This window comes from Shigella sonnei (genome assembly GCF_002950395.1).
Taxonomy (GTDB): domain Bacteria; phylum Pseudomonadota; class Gammaproteobacteria; order Enterobacterales; family Enterobacteriaceae; genus ECMA0423.
The window spans coordinates 2,215,561-2,230,682 of sequence record NZ_CP026802.1; the positions used below are offsets into that span (position 1 = coordinate 2,215,561).

The 15,122-nt window shown below is 50.5% G+C and carries 17 protein-coding genes, 1 tRNA gene and 2 pseudogenes; 4 read left to right on the forward strand and 16 right to left on the reverse strand.

What is annotated here, in order from left to right:
• Window positions 1-3 precede the first annotated feature (3 nt).
• The 4 genes and pseudogenes from C1P89_RS11750 to C1P89_RS11765 form a co-directional block, all read right to left on the reverse strand.
• Window positions 4-747: a phage head morphogenesis protein gene (locus tag C1P89_RS11750; protein WP_000184977.1), complete on the reverse strand. Its 744-nt coding sequence runs from the start codon at window positions 745-747 to the stop codon at window positions 4-6.
• A pseudogene (locus tag C1P89_RS11755) lies at window positions 638-2,104 on the reverse strand (DUF1073 domain-containing protein). Before C1P89_RS11755 ends, C1P89_RS11750 begins: the two are co-directional and overlap by 110 nt.
• Window positions 2,104-3,507: a PBSX family phage terminase large subunit gene (locus C1P89_RS11760; protein ID WP_001300443.1), complete on the reverse strand. Its 1,404-nt coding sequence runs from the start codon at window positions 3,505-3,507 to the stop codon at window positions 2,104-2,106. The pseudogene C1P89_RS11755 and the gene C1P89_RS11760 overlap by 1 nt, the downstream one beginning before the upstream one ends.
• Window positions 3,458-4,222: a hypothetical protein gene (locus C1P89_RS11765; RefSeq protein ID WP_001118113.1), complete on the reverse strand. Its 765-nt coding sequence runs from the start codon at window positions 4,220-4,222 to the stop codon at window positions 3,458-3,460. The genes C1P89_RS11760 and C1P89_RS11765 overlap by 50 nt, the downstream gene beginning before the upstream one ends.
• A 194-nt stretch (window positions 4,223-4,416) precedes the next feature.
• On the opposite strand from C1P89_RS11765, the gene C1P89_RS11770 reads away from it, so the two are divergent.
• Complete coding sequence (locus C1P89_RS11770) at window positions 4,417-4,929, forward strand: DedA family protein (protein WP_011069285.1); 513 nt, start codon at window positions 4,417-4,419, stop codon at window positions 4,927-4,929.
• A gap of 88 nt (window positions 4,930-5,017) precedes the next feature.
• Here C1P89_RS11770 and C1P89_RS25955 read toward each other — a convergent pair whose 3' ends face one another.
• Complete coding sequence (locus C1P89_RS25955; RefSeq protein ID WP_005138269.1) at window positions 5,018-5,488, reverse strand: lysis protein; 471 nt, start codon at window positions 5,486-5,488, stop codon at window positions 5,018-5,020.
• On the reverse strand, window positions 5,485-5,982 hold the full coding sequence (locus tag C1P89_RS11780) for a lysozyme (protein WP_000075175.1): 498 nt from the start codon (window positions 5,980-5,982) through the stop codon (window positions 5,485-5,487). The genes C1P89_RS25955 and C1P89_RS11780 overlap by 4 nt, the downstream gene beginning before the upstream one ends.
• Before the next feature lie 113 nt (window positions 5,983-6,095).
• Between C1P89_RS11780 and C1P89_RS11785 the strand changes: the two genes are divergently transcribed.
• Window positions 6,096-7,324 (forward strand): IS3-like element IS2 family transposase gene (locus C1P89_RS11785; protein WP_161127003.1). Its coding sequence is split into 2 segments (ribosomal slippage): window positions 6,096-6,411 and window positions 6,411-7,324, totalling 1,230 coding nucleotides; the frame shifts between segments, so codons are not numbered across the junction.
• A gap of 11 nt (window positions 7,325-7,335) precedes the next feature.
• On the opposite strand, the pseudogene C1P89_RS11790 reads toward C1P89_RS11785, so the two are convergent.
• Window positions 7,336-7,533, reverse strand: a pseudogene (locus C1P89_RS11790) (class II holin family protein); the annotation flags it as partial.
• Between the two features lie 237 nt (window positions 7,534-7,770).
• On the opposite strand from C1P89_RS11790, the gene C1P89_RS11795 reads away from it, so the two are divergent.
• Complete coding sequence (locus C1P89_RS11795) at window positions 7,771-8,967, forward strand: IS110-like element ISEc20 family transposase (protein WP_000140459.1); 1,197 nt, start codon at window positions 7,771-7,773, stop codon at window positions 8,965-8,967.
• A gap of 635 nt (window positions 8,968-9,602) precedes the next feature.
• A protein-coding gene (locus C1P89_RS11805) for an IS3-like element IS911 family transposase (RefSeq protein ID WP_087880099.1) occupies window positions 9,603-10,771 on the forward strand; the annotation gives its coding sequence in 2 pieces (ribosomal slippage) (window positions 9,603-9,852 and window positions 9,852-10,771; 1,170 coding nt in all).
• A gap of 5 nt (window positions 10,772-10,776) precedes the next feature.
• Here C1P89_RS11805 and C1P89_RS25960 read toward each other — a convergent pair.
• The 9 genes from C1P89_RS25960 to C1P89_RS11845 form a co-directional block, all read right to left on the reverse strand.
• Window positions 10,777-10,850, reverse strand: a tRNA-Ile gene (locus tag C1P89_RS25960).
• Between the two features lie 189 nt (window positions 10,851-11,039).
• Window positions 11,040-11,594 carry a DUF1133 family protein gene (locus C1P89_RS11810; protein WP_000640122.1) on the reverse strand — a complete coding sequence of 185 codons (555 nt, stop codon included), beginning with the start codon at window positions 11,592-11,594 and terminating at the stop codon, window positions 11,040-11,042.
• The gene (locus tag C1P89_RS11815) at window positions 11,591-11,881 is read right to left on the reverse strand and encodes a DUF1364 domain-containing protein (protein ID WP_000228029.1); all 291 of its coding nucleotides are present in this window, start codon (window positions 11,879-11,881) and stop codon (window positions 11,591-11,593) included. The genes C1P89_RS11810 and C1P89_RS11815 overlap by 4 nt, the downstream gene beginning before the upstream one ends.
• Window positions 11,881-12,480 carry a DUF1367 family protein gene (locus C1P89_RS11820; protein ID WP_000940299.1) on the reverse strand — a complete coding sequence of 200 codons (600 nt, stop codon included), beginning with the start codon at window positions 12,478-12,480 and terminating at the stop codon, window positions 11,881-11,883. Before C1P89_RS11820 ends, C1P89_RS11815 begins: the two co-directional genes overlap by 1 nt.
• A gap of 38 nt (window positions 12,481-12,518) precedes the next feature.
• Entirely contained in the window at window positions 12,519-12,806 is a 288-nt protein-coding gene (locus tag C1P89_RS11825; RefSeq protein ID WP_000687440.1) for a hypothetical protein, read from the reverse strand.
• Window positions 12,807-13,055: 249 nt separating this feature from the next.
• Window positions 13,056-13,211 (reverse strand): type I toxin-antitoxin system toxin HokD, encoded by a 156-nt coding sequence (gene hokD / locus C1P89_RS11830; protein ID WP_014532198.1) that lies wholly within the window; start codon window positions 13,209-13,211, stop codon window positions 13,056-13,058.
• A gap of 227 nt (window positions 13,212-13,438) precedes the next feature.
• The gene (locus C1P89_RS11835) at window positions 13,439-14,104 is read right to left on the reverse strand and encodes an epoxyqueuosine reductase QueH (RefSeq protein WP_012421537.1); all 666 of its coding nucleotides are present in this window, start codon (window positions 14,102-14,104) and stop codon (window positions 13,439-13,441) included.
• 168 nt (window positions 14,105-14,272) lie between these two features.
• Window positions 14,273-14,629 (reverse strand): hypothetical protein, encoded by a 357-nt coding sequence (locus tag C1P89_RS11840; protein ID WP_000403784.1) that lies wholly within the window; start codon window positions 14,627-14,629, stop codon window positions 14,273-14,275.
• Window positions 14,630-14,686: 57 nt separating this feature from the next.
• Window positions 14,687-15,109: a DUF977 family protein gene (locus tag C1P89_RS11845; protein ID WP_001118167.1), complete on the reverse strand. Its 423-nt coding sequence runs from the start codon at window positions 15,107-15,109 to the stop codon at window positions 14,687-14,689.
• Window positions 15,110-15,122 lie beyond the last annotated feature (13 nt).

Sequence of the window (15,122 nt, forward strand, 5' to 3'; positions counted from 1 at the left end):
GGGTTATGCTGCCCTTTTCATTGCGAATGGAACGCGAACAAACACGATCTCTTTATAGCAGCGGCAGTTTGGCAGCTCGCCCGCGTGGCCGGTCATGCCGTCCAAAGTTGGAGGTGAATCCCAGCGGACGAATTTACCTTTCATGTGATCGTGGGAATCTCGGACATCGCCATCATCGGCTGTACGCCAAATATAACCATCCGAGCCAATAGCTATCGCTCGGGCCATATCCAGCGCGCCCGTTGCTCTTCCCAGTTCCGTTCGGGCAATCAGATCGGCCCTAGACTTAGCAACATCGCCGGTAGATGCAATCTCTTTAGCAAACTGCTCCGCCCGACCACCGGTGACAACAGCCTCTATCGCTTTGTTCTGGATGTCGTACACCCTGTCTGCGGCCTCGAGAGGCAGAGATTTGATGTACTTGACCTGTTCGGCGATGATGGATTGCATCACCTGGCCCACAGGAGCGCTTTCCACAAGATTGCGGAGCTCGCGACTGATGTTCTTGCTGTGTTGCCGCCAAACTTTCTCGTTCTGCCGGGTTAGGTCCGCAGTAAAGTTTTCCGCGACCTTTGTCGCCCAGGGGGTGATGATTTCACTGTAACGCTCCAGCGCCGCAATAATTTCCGTGATACTGTCATTTGAACCATCGTAGCGACCATTTACGATGTCTCCGACCGCCCTCGCTATCCTGCGTAGGCTGGTTCGATACCGGATTTCCGCCTGACGGCTCCTGCGGTTCGTCATCAGGTTCGCCGATGCCGGGCGGCGCTTCATCTTCGGCATTCTCGATGTCCTCGTCGGTAATGGATGCCCCGATGCCGGTTACGTCAGAATTTTCTCGCAAATCAGTCATAGCGGCTTTCAGTGTCATCAGACCATCACCCAGCGCCGTACTGATTGCGTTGGTGGTGTTTAACGCCACCGTTGAGCGATCGACATCAGACATTTGCCAGAGCGGGTTAAACTCAAACGTGAAATCGTCCGGCAGCGGCTTGCCAAGTTCCGAACGATGCATGATGTCCAGTATCCGCCGCACCGGAAGACGTAAACGCCTCTCCTGCAACGAACTGATGCGATCGTAATAGTTGGCAAGGTCTGCATCACCGGTAGAAAATCCTTTCGGGGACTGTCCGAACAACCGCACCAGTGGGATACCAACAGCGCCACTAATCTGTTCTACAAACTGCGAAAGGATGTCATCCAGACCACTGAAGCTGTACTGATGGGTTTCAAACTTATCCCGCGAGTCCATGAGCGTCATGCCTTCATTACTCTGGAACTGTCGAATCAGGTCGATATTCTTCAGCAACGCTTCATACGCAGGACCACCAAGTGCGATAAGCTCGCGTAGCTTCTCCACGCTGTAGGTACGCAAATGCGCCTTGTAGACCAGCTGCGCCGCGCCGACAGTAGCGCTGTCGAACGCGGTAAGACGATCCCAGATACGCTCTACAACCGACATTCCCCATTCGTTCTCGGTCATCTTCTGCTGAAATGGCAACGTGACGCCATCAAAGCGAATCAGGCGACTGTGATGAATGCGCCAGGCAGGAATTCCCGTTGCTGTGGTCACCACATCGTAAAACTCAGGTTTACCCAGGTCCGGCCCCATATCTTTAATGCGGCGGGTCAGTGCCGGGTCGACCATCCAGCGGTCGAGCGGGAGAATCCCCTTAAACTTGCCCTTACCGATGGTTTCGGGTCGCAGCGGGGTCATTGGTGCCTACCCCTCAATCATGATGAAACCCACCGCGCCGCCGTAGAGGCGCGACCATTTCAGCACGTCATTCAGCGCATCCCAGATTTGCAACTCATCCAGTTGTGATTCGAGAATGCCACGATCTTTTGCATCAATTTCCGAAGTGATGCGAATGCCTTTGCGGGTCATATCATCCGGGATAGCATCGACTGCTTCGCCGATGATCTAGGATGAACGATAGGACCATTCCACCAGCATGCGGTTACGACTGGTGAAATTAGCCCGGTAGGTGGATGCTGAGTGCTGGTTAGGTGTCTGCATCCCTACGCGGGCAATAAAATTCTCATAACCATCAGCTGTGGCCTGCACAGTTCGCCGCAGGGCTTGTTTGTTTCGTGCCATCAGGCCTGTCTCCCCAGCTGTTCCCAGATATCCAGCGATGTATCGATTGGCGCGAAGGCCATAATGAATGCATCAGCAACGTTTGGTGACGGTATCTCGCGTTTTGCGAGGTCTTTTTTACTTTCGACCATCACACGTCCGTTACGGTCGAAATCACGATGAGGTGTTGTCAGTTCCAGTTTCAGCTTTTCAAGCAACGGACAACGAGAATCTATGCTGATCAGCTCATCCACAGGATACTGTTCTCCGTTGTTAATGGCGTTAAACGTATTTCTGAAACGGTCAGCCACCAGCCACCATGCCTGAGCCTTAAGATTTGCGAAAAAGTCTTTGTTGGGGATGCCGTTGTACTCGTCATCTGGCTCATGCACACCAGCACCGGCGTTAAACCTCTGGTAATTCACACGTCGCGCGTATGCGTTCTCGCTCTTCCGGTCAGCGTTAATTTCAGAGAATTTAGCACCGGCAGACGCACCAACACCGATAGAGTCGTAAACAATATCTGCTTCACGCTCCAGCGCCGCCTGATAAGTACGCTGGCAGCTCTTCAGTAATTCATCTTCTTTGGCCTTCCATTCGTCGGCCCAGAAAACAACGGATCCGTGACGGTAAACGTTAGCGCACTTATCTGTACCACTGTCAGCCACGTCAAAGCCAATACGCTTTCTTCCACTGGGTTCGAAATTTAACGTTTTGTGCGCATCCACTGCGGCTTCTATCCAAGACAGTTTGATGATTGCCGCATCATCATCAGACTCCGGAACGCCCTCATACACATGTTTAAAACCATCCGGATCACGGCGTCGCGCCGCGTCGATAACCTTAAGCATGGTGTCAGACAGAAACGGATTTTCGTCATAGTTAATTTTGCGGATGAGAGTGCCTTCGGGCGGATCAACAACGAAGTTGCGCCAGACGAAATCAGTAACAAGTCCGGGGTTGAATATGAACCAGCATTCCGAACCCTCTTTACGGATCGTTGGCTCCAGAATTTTCCACTGGTATTCCGTCAGTGCGTGGGCTTCTTCCAGCCACAACACATCGATCCCCTCCAGTGACTTAATTTCTTCGATGTTGCGCCATAATCCATAAAAAACAAATTCCGAGCCAGTAACCCGGTTAATGATTTTGTTGTTCAGAATACGGAAACGGTGCCGCAGACCAAACCTGTCTATCTGAATTTTGAGCAGGGTATACACCGACTCTTCGATTTTATTCTGGATCTGACGGGCACAACAAAAACGCAGGGTGTATTTATTCGACAGAAATATGGCAATGCCAGCGGCATCCCATGATTTTGACGATGACCGACCACCATAAAGCACTTTGTTACGTGCCCGCATAGTCCAGAAACTACGTAAAGCCGGATTCAGCGTCGGTTTGGATGTCAGAGTAGAAGTCATTGAGGTCACGCTCTCCATTGCCATCATCAATACCTGCATCACGGCGAAGACGATCAGCCTCCAGAGACACCTTATCAGTGGCGGCCTTGCGGTAGGCTGTATCAGCAAATATTTTTCCTACCGTCGCAAGCGTGCCAACGATGGACTCAATACGAACTGTATTGCGCATCATTGCTTTCTCGGCGGCGCTGATATTTTCAATCAGCATCTTCCTTTCCTGGTCCCCATTAGCATCTTCCAGCGACACCAACCACCGACCAATATTCTCTGCAGCGACAAGGTTGTTAGCACGAAGGCGAAATAATTCGTCCTCGAGCGTCAACGCTTTAGCGTCCTCTATCACCTCATCTTTGAGCAGAAGGCGACGGGCATAACCACCGTGTTTTAATGCCTGCTGGTTACCGGGTTGGAATGGGTTAGTCGGGGGATCGGTACGCATTCCGCGTATCGGTTTCGTATCCGGTGTAGATTCTGTTTTTAGTTGCGTACTTTTTTGTGTAAGGCCAGTAATGGCAGGCTTTCTGCTGGTACGCACTTTCCTTTTTTGCGTACCATTTTTGCAAACCTGCGTACCGCCACTGCGTGCCCAACCAAGCTTTTTGGCCCTCTTCCTGATAGCCCCTTCTGTAACGCCGTATTTCTCGCCTATATCACGGAGGCTAAGGACTCCGGCCCGGTATGCCGATTCGATGGCCTCCCAGTCCGGTTTTGCCATGATTATGCTTCCTGTGATTTACTGTTATCGCTGCCTGTCACAATAGGTTGCTTTAATTCTTCCTCATCACTCACTCCTGCGACGCTCCGTGGCAGGGCCCCCCACAGGAGTACCTTGTAAATGTAAGGTGTTTAAGCCTAAATTAAGTCGTATCACGGTTAAATAGCAAAGAAAAATTCACAGAAGGAAAGACATTGATGGAGTGGATAAATGCTTTGATGAACTATTTTGTACTTCATCCATATCGCCTATGGGGGCTTCTTTTTATAATAGCGTTCACAAAATCCACTTTACTCATTTCGGCGATATTGCCACCAGCATCAATTATGATGGCCACTGTAATTACAGTCAGCAAGACGACTCTTTCACCATGGGAAGCTGGAATCACGGTCATGAGTGGCGCATGGTGCGGTACTATCGTTAATTACCATCTTGGTATAATAATTGGGCATATCCCTCAACTTGCATGTATAATATCAAGCCGTTCCAATACAATAGAACGGGTTCGCCTTCAGTTGCAAAATAACTCTGTGTCAATACTTTTCACTTCGCGCTTTATCGCCGTGCTGCGTTATATTGCTCCTTTGGTGGCAGGAATGTTGCAACTTCATCCAGTGAAAGTGTATACAGTGAGTCTGATTTCAGCTGCTAGCTGGTCAGCACTTTATGTTGGTAGTTTTAGCTTCGTGTTGCCTTTTTTTAGCTAAACTGCCCATAAAAAGCTCTTGCGAATCCAGCTTCCCCCATTCCTCTGACAACAGAATCTGATTTGAAGGATAATGAGTAAAATTACCGCTACCCCCCAAGGCATTGGATCCTGATGTACTCCTGAAGCATTCTCAATGCTGTCTGGTCGCTGATGATTCCGTCCCGGATACCGAGAACGTTTCGTCCAGCAACTGGAGAGAGTTCGACGGTGGCATCATTGCCCATGCCGGAGGCGCTGGAGGTTTCGGCTGAGGATGGCACAGGGCATTTTCCTTTGACGAGCACCCGACCACCATTATCAAGCTTGCGCCGAAGAGCATCATTTTCAGCTTTCGCATCAGCTAACTCCTTCGTGTATTTAGCATCGAGTGCATCAGCATCACGCTGGCGCTGCTGCATGTCAGTAATGGTTGCGTTCGCCAGCTTCAGTTCTCTTGCGTTTTTGTCGCGCTGCTCTTTGTAGGTAATGGCGTTATCACGGTAATGATTAACAGCCCATGACAGGCGGACGATGATGCAGATAACCAGAGCGGAGATAATCGCGGTGACTCTGCTCATTGCTGCCCCCACAAACAGACTTCACGCTCAATCTCACGACGGGTCATCAGCCCTTTCCATTGCTTACCGCCAGCATATGTCCAGCGACATAGCTGGTCACATGCGCCTTTGATATAGCCCTGGTTTATTTTGCGAAGAAGCGTCGATGTTCTGAAATTGCCAGCGCCCACGTTGTAAACGAACGAGTAAAGAGCGCCGCGCGTTGTTTCCGGTATATCGACTTTGATGTACGGGTTAATTTGTCTGGCGACAGTGGCAAGGTCTTTATTCAGGAGAGCTTTGCATTCTGCTTCGGTATACGTTTTACCAGGCATGATGTCTTTTCCGGTGTGTCCGTGACATACAGTCCATACACCAATGATATCTTTGTATAGTATGTAGCTGACACCTTCCAGACCATCGTTACCACCTGGGCCAGTGATTAACACAGATGCTATAGCAACAGCCCCGCCACCAATAGCAACTGCAACAGCCTTGCGTAATGATGGCGACATTATTCACCTCTCGCAGCCTTACTAGACTGGCCCCCTGAATCTCCAGACAACCAGTATCACTTAAATAAGTGATAGTCTTAATACTAGTTTTTAGACTAGTCATTGGAGTACAGATGATTGATGTCTTAGGGCCGGAGAAACGCAGACGGCGTACCACACAGGAAAAGATCGCAATTGTTCAGCAGAGCTTTGAACCGGGGATGACGGTCTCCCTCGTTGCCCGGCAACATGGTGTAGCAGCCAGCCAGTTATTTCTCTGGCGTAAGCAATACCAGGAAGGAAGTCTTACTGCTGTCGCCGCCGGAGAACAGGTTGTTCCTGCCTCTGAACTTGCTGCCGCCATGAAGCAGATTAAAGAACTCCAGCGCCTGCTCGGCAAGAAAACGATGGAAAATGAACTCCTCAAAGAAGCCGTTGAATATGGACGGGCAAAAAAGTGGATAGCGCACGCGCCCTTATTGCCCGGGGATGGGGAGTAAGCTTAGTCAGCCGTTGTCTCCGGGTGTCGCGTGCGCAGTTGCACGTCATTCTCAGACGAACCGATGACTGGATGGATGGCCGCCGCAGTCGTCACACTGATGATACGGATGTGCTTCTCCGTATACACCATGTTATCGGAGAGCTGCCCACGTATGGTTATCGTCGGGTATGGGCGCTGCTTCGCAGACAGGCAGAACTTGATGGTATGCCTGCGATCAATGCCAAACGTGTTTACCGGATCATGCGCCAGAATGCGCTGTTGCTTGAGCGAAAACCTGCTGTACCGCCATCGAAACGGGCACATACAGGCAGAGTGGCTGTGAAAGAAAGTAATCAGCGATGGTGCTCTGACGGGTTCGAGTTCCGCTGTGATAACGGAGAAAAACTGCGAGTCACGTTCGCGCTGGACTGCTGTGACCGTGAGGCACTGCACTGGGCGGTGACTACCGGCGGCTTCAACAGTGAAACAGTACAGGACGTCATGCTGGGAGCGGTGGAACGCCGCTTCGGCAACGATCTTCCGTCGTCTCCAGTGGAGTGGCTGACGGATAATGGTTCATGCTACCGGGCTAATGAAACACGCCAGTTCGCCCGGATGTTGGGACTTGAACCGAAGAACACGGCGGTGCGGAGTCCGGAGAGTAACGGAATAGCAGAGAGCTTCGTGAAAACGATAAAGCGTGACTACATCAGTATCATGCCCAAACCAGACGGGTTAACGGCAGCAAAGAACCTTGCAGAGGCGTTCGAGCATTATAACGAATGGCATCCGCATAGTGCGCTGGGTTATCGCTCGCCACGGGAATATCTGCGGCAGCGGGCTTGTAATGGGTTAAGTGATAACAGATGTCTGGAAATATAGGGGCAAATCCACTTACGCTTATCTTCTCTTATTTTGAAATACAGATTCGTCAGATAAGTCAGAAGCCCCAGAAGCAGACTTCCCAGCACACCAATCGCAGCCCACTGTGATGGACTGACCTGATCCAACCACTGCAAAAACCAGTAGCCGGCACTGCCGGCGGAGGTGCCGTAGGCAATGCCTGTTGATATTTTTTCCATCTGATACATATCCCGCCCCCGTTACTTTATTCGTACCCCTTATAATGGGGTGTTAGCCAGCCAGACCCGGCATGATTACTGCCCCCAGTCGTCCATGATCCGGGGGTGATGTCACCGGGTCTGGTGGGGCGCTGGTAACCGCTAATAGGGGTCAGGTCAGGCACTTTTGCCGGGACCGTCTGTAACGTGGATGCCGGTACCTGCTCCCCGTGGTTATCTGGTTAACCCATATACAAGGGAGACAGAATGACCGAATCCAGCGATTACGAATCCGTCCAGGTCTTTATCGGCGTTGATGTCGGTAAAGATACGCATCACGCTGTTGCCATTAATCGTTCAGGTAAACGCCTGTTCGATAAAGCATTACCCAACGACGAAAACAAACTCAGGTCGCTAATATCTGACCTGAAACAACATGGTCAGATACTGCTGGTTGTTGATCAGCCAGCTACCATCGGTGCGTTACCTGTCGCCGTTGCCCGCTCAGAAGGAGTCCTTGTCGGATACCTCCCTGGACTGGCCATGCGCCGCATAGCCGACTTACACGCCGGTGAAGCTAAAACTGATGCTCGTGACGCTGCCATCATTGCCGAAGCTGCCCGTACCCTGCCTCACGCGCTACGCACGCTGAAACTGGCTGACGAGCAAATCGCCGAACTCTCCATGCTCTGCGGCTTCGATGATGATCTTGCCGCACAGACAACGCAGGCCAGCAACCGTATCCGCGGCCTTCTGACCCAGATACATCCGGCACTGGAGCGCGTTCTCGGTCCGAGACTTGAGCACCCGGCGGTACTCGATCTTCTCCAGCGATATCCCTCACCAGAAAAACTCGCTTCGCTGGGTGAGAAGAAGCTGGCAGCCCAGCTCTGCAAACTTGCGCCTCGTCTGGGTAAACGCCTTGCAGCAGACATAGCTCAGGCACTGGCCGAACAAACCGTCGTCGTTCCCGGCACGAATGCCGCTGCCGTAGTACTGCCACGTCTGGCACTCCAGCTCATCACGCTGCGTAAGCAAAGAGACGAGGTGGCGCTTGAGGTAGAACAGCGAGTTCTTGCTCACCCTCTTTACCCGGTCCTGACCAGTATGCCCGGAGTCGGTGTCAGGACCGCAGCCAGACTCCTCACCGAGGTCGCCTGCCGCGCCTTCGCCTCTGCCGCACATCTCGCTGCTTATGCTGGCCTTGCGCCGGTAACTCGGCGATCCGGCTCGTCAATACGCGGTGAGCATCCCTCGCGACGGGGTAATAAAGCTCTCAAACGGGCGTTGTTCCTGTCGGCCTTCGCCGCGCTCAGGGATCCGCTCTCCAGGGCTTACTACACCCGCAAAATGAGTCAGGGAAAACGACACAATCAGGCGCTTATCGCCCTGGCGAGACGACGCTGCGACGTTCTGTTCGCCATGATGCGCGACGGGACTTTTTATACCCCGCAGGGGTCATAACATGCTTGACAACTTAATAGGGGCACCCCCCGACAGACCTGTGCTATCGGAAAGAAAAAAGGCCATCAGCAAAACTCTGATGGCCTGAATCACCTTTACCAATATTGTATGAAAAAACACGCACGACTAATTGACAATAATTTTCATTTCCATTAAAAAAGATCGCGTAGCATTCTTAATTCATGAGGAACTTTACCCGCCAGCAATCTGAGTAGCGAAAGCTGTTCATCCCCAATGTTTTTGCTGGCGGGTCCTTTTTTCTACGGTCCTCCTCCCCGGAGGGGGGCATTTCATTATTTTTCTAATCGTTACTGGTGAGAAGGCGGAAGAAAAAGCCAGTTCTTCGCCCCTAAATAACAGCATGATTCCAGTCCATGCAAAATCTGATTTCCAGCTCACACATACCGAGCACTGTACAAAAAACCGCCAGCCAAGGCAGTTAAGAGTGTGTTCCCGGGGTTTGCTTAGAATATTTTGTAAGTTGTCCGAAGAGATATTTACAACACCAGAATGATGCATTATCAGTCCCCTGCCAGAGGTTCACTACGTAACCTGACCGACAATGAAGTGGCACACTGAATTTGGCCACCTGAACAGAGGTGATATGCTCACCTCAGAACAACACAGGTGCTCCAATGAAAAAAAGAAATTTTAGCGCAGAGTTTAAACGCGAATCCGCTCAACTGGTTGTTGACCAGAAATACACGGTGGCAGATGCCGCCAAAGCTATGGATGTTGGCCTTTCCACAATGACAAGATGGGTCAAACAACTGCGTGATGAGCGTCAGGGCAAAACACCAAAAGCCTCTCCGATAACACCAGAACAAATCGAAATACGTAAGCTGAGGAAAAAGCTACAACGCATTGAAATGGAGAATGAAATATTAAAAAAGGCTACCGCGCTCTTGATGTCAGACTCCCTGAACAGTTCTCGATAATCGGGAAACTCAGAGCGCATTATCCTGTGGTCACACTCTGCCATGTGTTCGGGGTTCATCGCAGCAGCTACAGATACTGGAAAAACCGTCCTGAAAAACCAGACGGCAGACGGGCTGTATTACGCAGTCAGGTACTTGAGCTACATGGCATCAGCCACGGTTCGGCCGGAGCAAGAAGCATCGCCACAATGGCAACCCGGAGAGGCTACCAGATGGGACGCTGGCTTGCTGGCAGGCTCATGAAAGAGCTGGGGCTGGTCAGCTGTCAGCAGCCGACTCACCGGTATAAACGTGGTGGTCATGAACATGTTGCTATCCCTAACTACCTTGAAAGGCAGTTCGCCGTGACCGAGCCAAATCAGGTGTGGTGCGGTGATGTGACCTATATCTGGACGGGTAAGCGCTGGGCGTACCTCGCCGTTGTTCTCGACCTGTTCGCAAGAAAACCAGTGGGCTGGGCCATGTCGTTCTCGCCGGACAGCAGGCTCACCATGAAAGCGCTGGAAATGGCATGGGAAACCCGTGGTAAGCCCGGCGGGGTGATGTTCCACAGCGATCAGGGCAGTCATTATACGAGCAGGCAGTTCCGGCAGTTATTGTGGCGATACCAGATCAGACAGAGTATGAGCCGGCGCGGAAACTGCTGGGATAACAGCCCAATGGAACGCTTCTTCAGGAGTCTGAAGAACGAATGGATGCCGGTGGTGGGTTACGTAAGCTTCAGCGAGGCAGCTCACGCCATAACGGACTATATCGTTGGATATTACAGCGCACTAAGACCGCACGAATATAACGGTGGGTTACCCCCAAACGAATCGGAAAATCGATACTGGAAAAACTCTAACTCGGTGGCCAGTTTTTGTTGACTACTTCACCCTTGCTGGACTTGAACCAGCGACCTGGCGATTATGAGTCGCTCGCTCTGACCAACTGAGCTAAAGGGCCGGAGGCAGAATAATAACCATATGTCATCACATCTGCAAACTCATCTGACCACCAGCACGTTTAACGTCCTGTGCCGTTTTTCAGGTATAAAAAAACCCGCATAAAGCGGGCTCTTTCAAATGTCCATGTCTGCTATTCGCCTCGCGGTACAGCTTTGCGAAGCGTACAAGAATTGAAGCAGTTTTTACGTCAAAAAGCAATAACTTTTTTCTCTATACCAAAAGCCATAACCATTGGTTTGTACAAAATAAATTCTGCCACCTTTAGCCAATGCTCAATGCGTCTTTCACAGGTTCTTAAACTCCATTTCGGGTGTGCATCATTCAGCAGTTCAGCCATTTTGCGTTTGGTCATCCCCCGCCCCTCATACCGTTGCCGAAGGACGCTAATCAATCCTGGATGCTCTGCCAGCACCTCACTTATGACCCGATCAATACATAACGCCTCTGCATCAGTACAATGCGCCAGCCAGCTCTTTTGCTTACCGTTAATCATATCCCGCAAAAAAGCCTCAAGTTCAGACTTGTTCAGACCTGCTTTTTTCATCCTCCGGAGCGCCTCGTTAATTGCCGTTTTTGTCAGCTTTTTAGAGGTCAACATCAGGTTAAACATATTCCCCGTCTTACCGCCACCAATATACGACCAGCGCCCCCACATACGTAGTTTTCCCTGAATCCAGACACTTTCCAGCGTGGTGAGACGAAGGTGTTCTCCGCTTTTTCCTGTATTCGTTGGGTAAATCATAAATATCCCTCCTTTCTCCAGATTTCTTGTGTGCGAAAAACACCTTCTGCATGCATCAGGCGTAATTCTTCTTTGGTGTAATCGCTGGTTTTTACCCGCCCGTCGATTAAATCGTGGCACGAGCTACAGGCAATCGCTGCCTGCATATCGTGTGGCTTTATCGCTGTTCCGCACGTTCCCGCCAGTCGGTAATGCGCCAGCACAGACGTTTCCGGATCGTGATTGCAGTAGCCAGGAATTCTGACGGTGCACATCTGCCCCCGCGCCGCTTTACGTAAATCCACCATTACGCAAACTCCAGCAGCTGCGCGGCCACATTTTCGACTTGTTCCGGAGAGGAAAATTTACGGAACAGAATCCAGTTCCACAGCACATTCAGAACAGATTTATAAACCTGCTGAAACTCGGTTTCGTCCATATTCGCAAACGCGATAGATTTCGCCCGACACCCACGGCTACCGTCCGGATAAAAATGCTCGGTGTAAAATCCGGCCTGAATGGCTACCCACTCGCGGAAAGCCTCAAACGACTTTAGCAATGCCGTATCACTGGTTCTGCGTGTCGCAACTGTATTCAGATATTGCTCTGCGGCTTCGCTCAGAGCTGGCGTATGTTCCCGGCCTACTGATTCACACAGGTAATCAACGAAACCGGACACCAGTTTTCGTTCGCGAGGCGTGATCGCCCCACCGACCGGAGTCCAGTAATCGAAACCCAGTTGCAGGAGTTTGAAAAAACGCTTGTGGAATGCGTAGTTACACACACGCTTAAAGTCTGCGTGTATCCACTCACCTATTTTGATTTGATGCAGAAAATCGCAACTCTCCGGCGTCGCCGGGAGAAGTAATCCGGAAGAGGTTTGTTTGACCAGTTGTATATGTGCCATCGGCTTTCTCCGGTGGCACGGTGTTACACAGCAGGAGTTCAATCCTGCTCAAGATTGTAGATGAGTTTATTCTTCAGCAAAAGCAGAAAACCAGCCTTAAAACCAATCTCTTTCAAAACCCGTAATGATGTGACAAATTCGTCCTCACGCAAAATAAAACCGTCCGTCAGAAGTCCATTACAAAAATAAAATAACACAGCACCGCTCTTCCTTTGTTGAGATTGCAAACATCTAATGCGGCAATGGCTGACAATCGCTCCATTCTCAACGCGCACAGCATAGAGGCCATTTTCACTAAAAATTTCACGCAATTCTTCGATTTTCATCTTCAGAATCCTTCCAGATAAATAGCTCTCCCCTGTTCGGGGTCCATCCCTCTTCTCCCTGCGCGCTACTTAAGTGAGTCGATTCTATCTGCGAAGGTGCGCGAATCAAATTCACCGGAAATAAACAACAAAAAACCCGCCGAAACGCTGAGAGATCACAGCGATGGGCGGGTTAAGTGCGGGTGCGTTGAGGATGCCTGACACATCAGAGGTGGGCGGGGATGGGATCAGCTCCCCGCCCGGTCACTCTTACTTCCTGGATTCGTAGTCTACGAAGACAGCGACCTCCGTCTGGCCGGTTCGGATTCGTACCTCACAGAGGTCTTTCCTCGTTACCAGTGCCGTCACTATGACGGTTAAACAGATGACGATCAGGGCGATTAACATCGCCTTTTGCTGCTTCATAGCCTGCTTCTCCTTGCCTTTCGGCATGTAAGAGGCTAACCTACATGTGCAAAGCATGAAATTGGCCTCAGATTAATGTTAAGCGTCTTGCCGGACGCGTAATGTTAACTGGGGCTTTTCTCTATCTGCCTTTTGGTGTTCATGCCTGAAGCAGATAGCCTCAAGCACCCGCAGTCATTCTACTTACCTCGCCAATATGAAATCAATCAGAAAGGTGCCCCATAAAATCACTCCTTCTCTTCTTTACCGTAGTGGAGTTGACCAATTTTGATAAGAGGGCGTCCCTGAGATTTGCGGTGTAGATTGGTATCGCGCAGAGAATACACACAGCCACAATATTCCTGCTGATAGAATTTTTCGCGCTTGCTGATTTCAATCATACGGGACGAGCCGCCCTGCTTGCGCCAGTTATAATCCCAGTACACCATGCCCGGATAATGCGCGACGGCTCGCCGCCCACAGTCGTTAACCTGCTGCATATTTTTCCAGCGTGAAATGCCCAGTGAACTGCTGATCACACTGAAACCATTTTCAGCGGCGTACAGCGCTGTCCGCTCAAAACGCATGTCAAAACACATGGTGCAACGGATCCCTCGTTCGGGCTCCCATTCCATTCCTTTGGCTCGTTCAAACCAGTTGTCTGTGTCGTAATCAGCATCAATAAACGGCACGCCGTGTTGTTCAGCAAAGCGAATATTCTCATCCTTACGAATTAAATACTCTTTCTGAGGATGAATGTTCGGGTTGTAGAAAAAGATGGTGTAGTCGATTCCCGAGGCCTGAAGCGCCTCCATCACCTCACCGGAACATGGAGCACAGCAAGAGTGCAGTAGTAGTTTGTTTGCCCCGTTTGGGAGCTCCAATTTGGGCCGTTTGAAATCAGCAACTGTCATAAATATGTTTATTGGGGTCATAAAAATATCAAAGAGTGTAGCATTAGAACGGGGCTATCGGAAACAGATGTGTGACTGCTCCCCGCCCTTTCGGGTGGTCTCCTGATGATTTGAGGGTGCAGAAATCCCTCCGGTTAAGGATTAAATTTTTAACAGTGCTAAATTTAATTATTCAGTTCTGGATTTTGTCGCCCTGCGTATCCGCGCTTTCGCGTTACGCTCAATCTGTATCAGCTTTTCTATATTTCTCCGCCTTTCCTGTTCCTCCTGGCGCAATAGCCTTACATCATCTGCCAGTCTGGTTTCTCTTTTTGCCACAGAGAGCATCCAGTCAAACGGCTCCACAACCGCACCGCAGATTTTACAGCGGACCTGACGCTCTTTTTCGTCAACCCGTACAGAGGCGTGATGGCAATATGGTCTTTCCGATGGCTCATAAAGAAAATTAACCTGATTACGAGGGTCATCCTCTTTTACCGGAAATAAAACGATATTGCTTAACTCATCTTCTGGTTTTATTTCCATGCTCCTCTCCTTTGATGCGAATGCCAGCGGTAATTGAAGCCTGATAGCTAATTTCATTCACAGTATCGCCTCCTGAAAATTACCCTGATAGAAAGCCAGTACACGCTGCATAGCTTCGCTCTTCCGGCACTCGCGACAGATTATATTCAGGCGCCTGTCGTAGCGGCGTATTTCTCCGTCAGGTAATGACCAGATAAGGTCCGGATCAACAACAACCGGTTTCCTCACCTTTACTCTCGAGAGTTTTTTGCGGGCGCTTTGCCAGTCCTTGCGAGCCTGTTCAGACGGGAATAAGCCGTAGCCAGAATTATATACATCACCACTTGCGACCAGTTCTATGCATAAGCGACCGACAGACGCACGACTGATACCTGTTTCATCTGACAACTGCCGAATCGTGACCCGACCGTCCTGATGCACGAGTTCCACAATTCGCGTCTTCAGTTCTTCCCGCTGTTCGGGAGTAAAAGGTTTCGCCATAAATCCTCCTGAA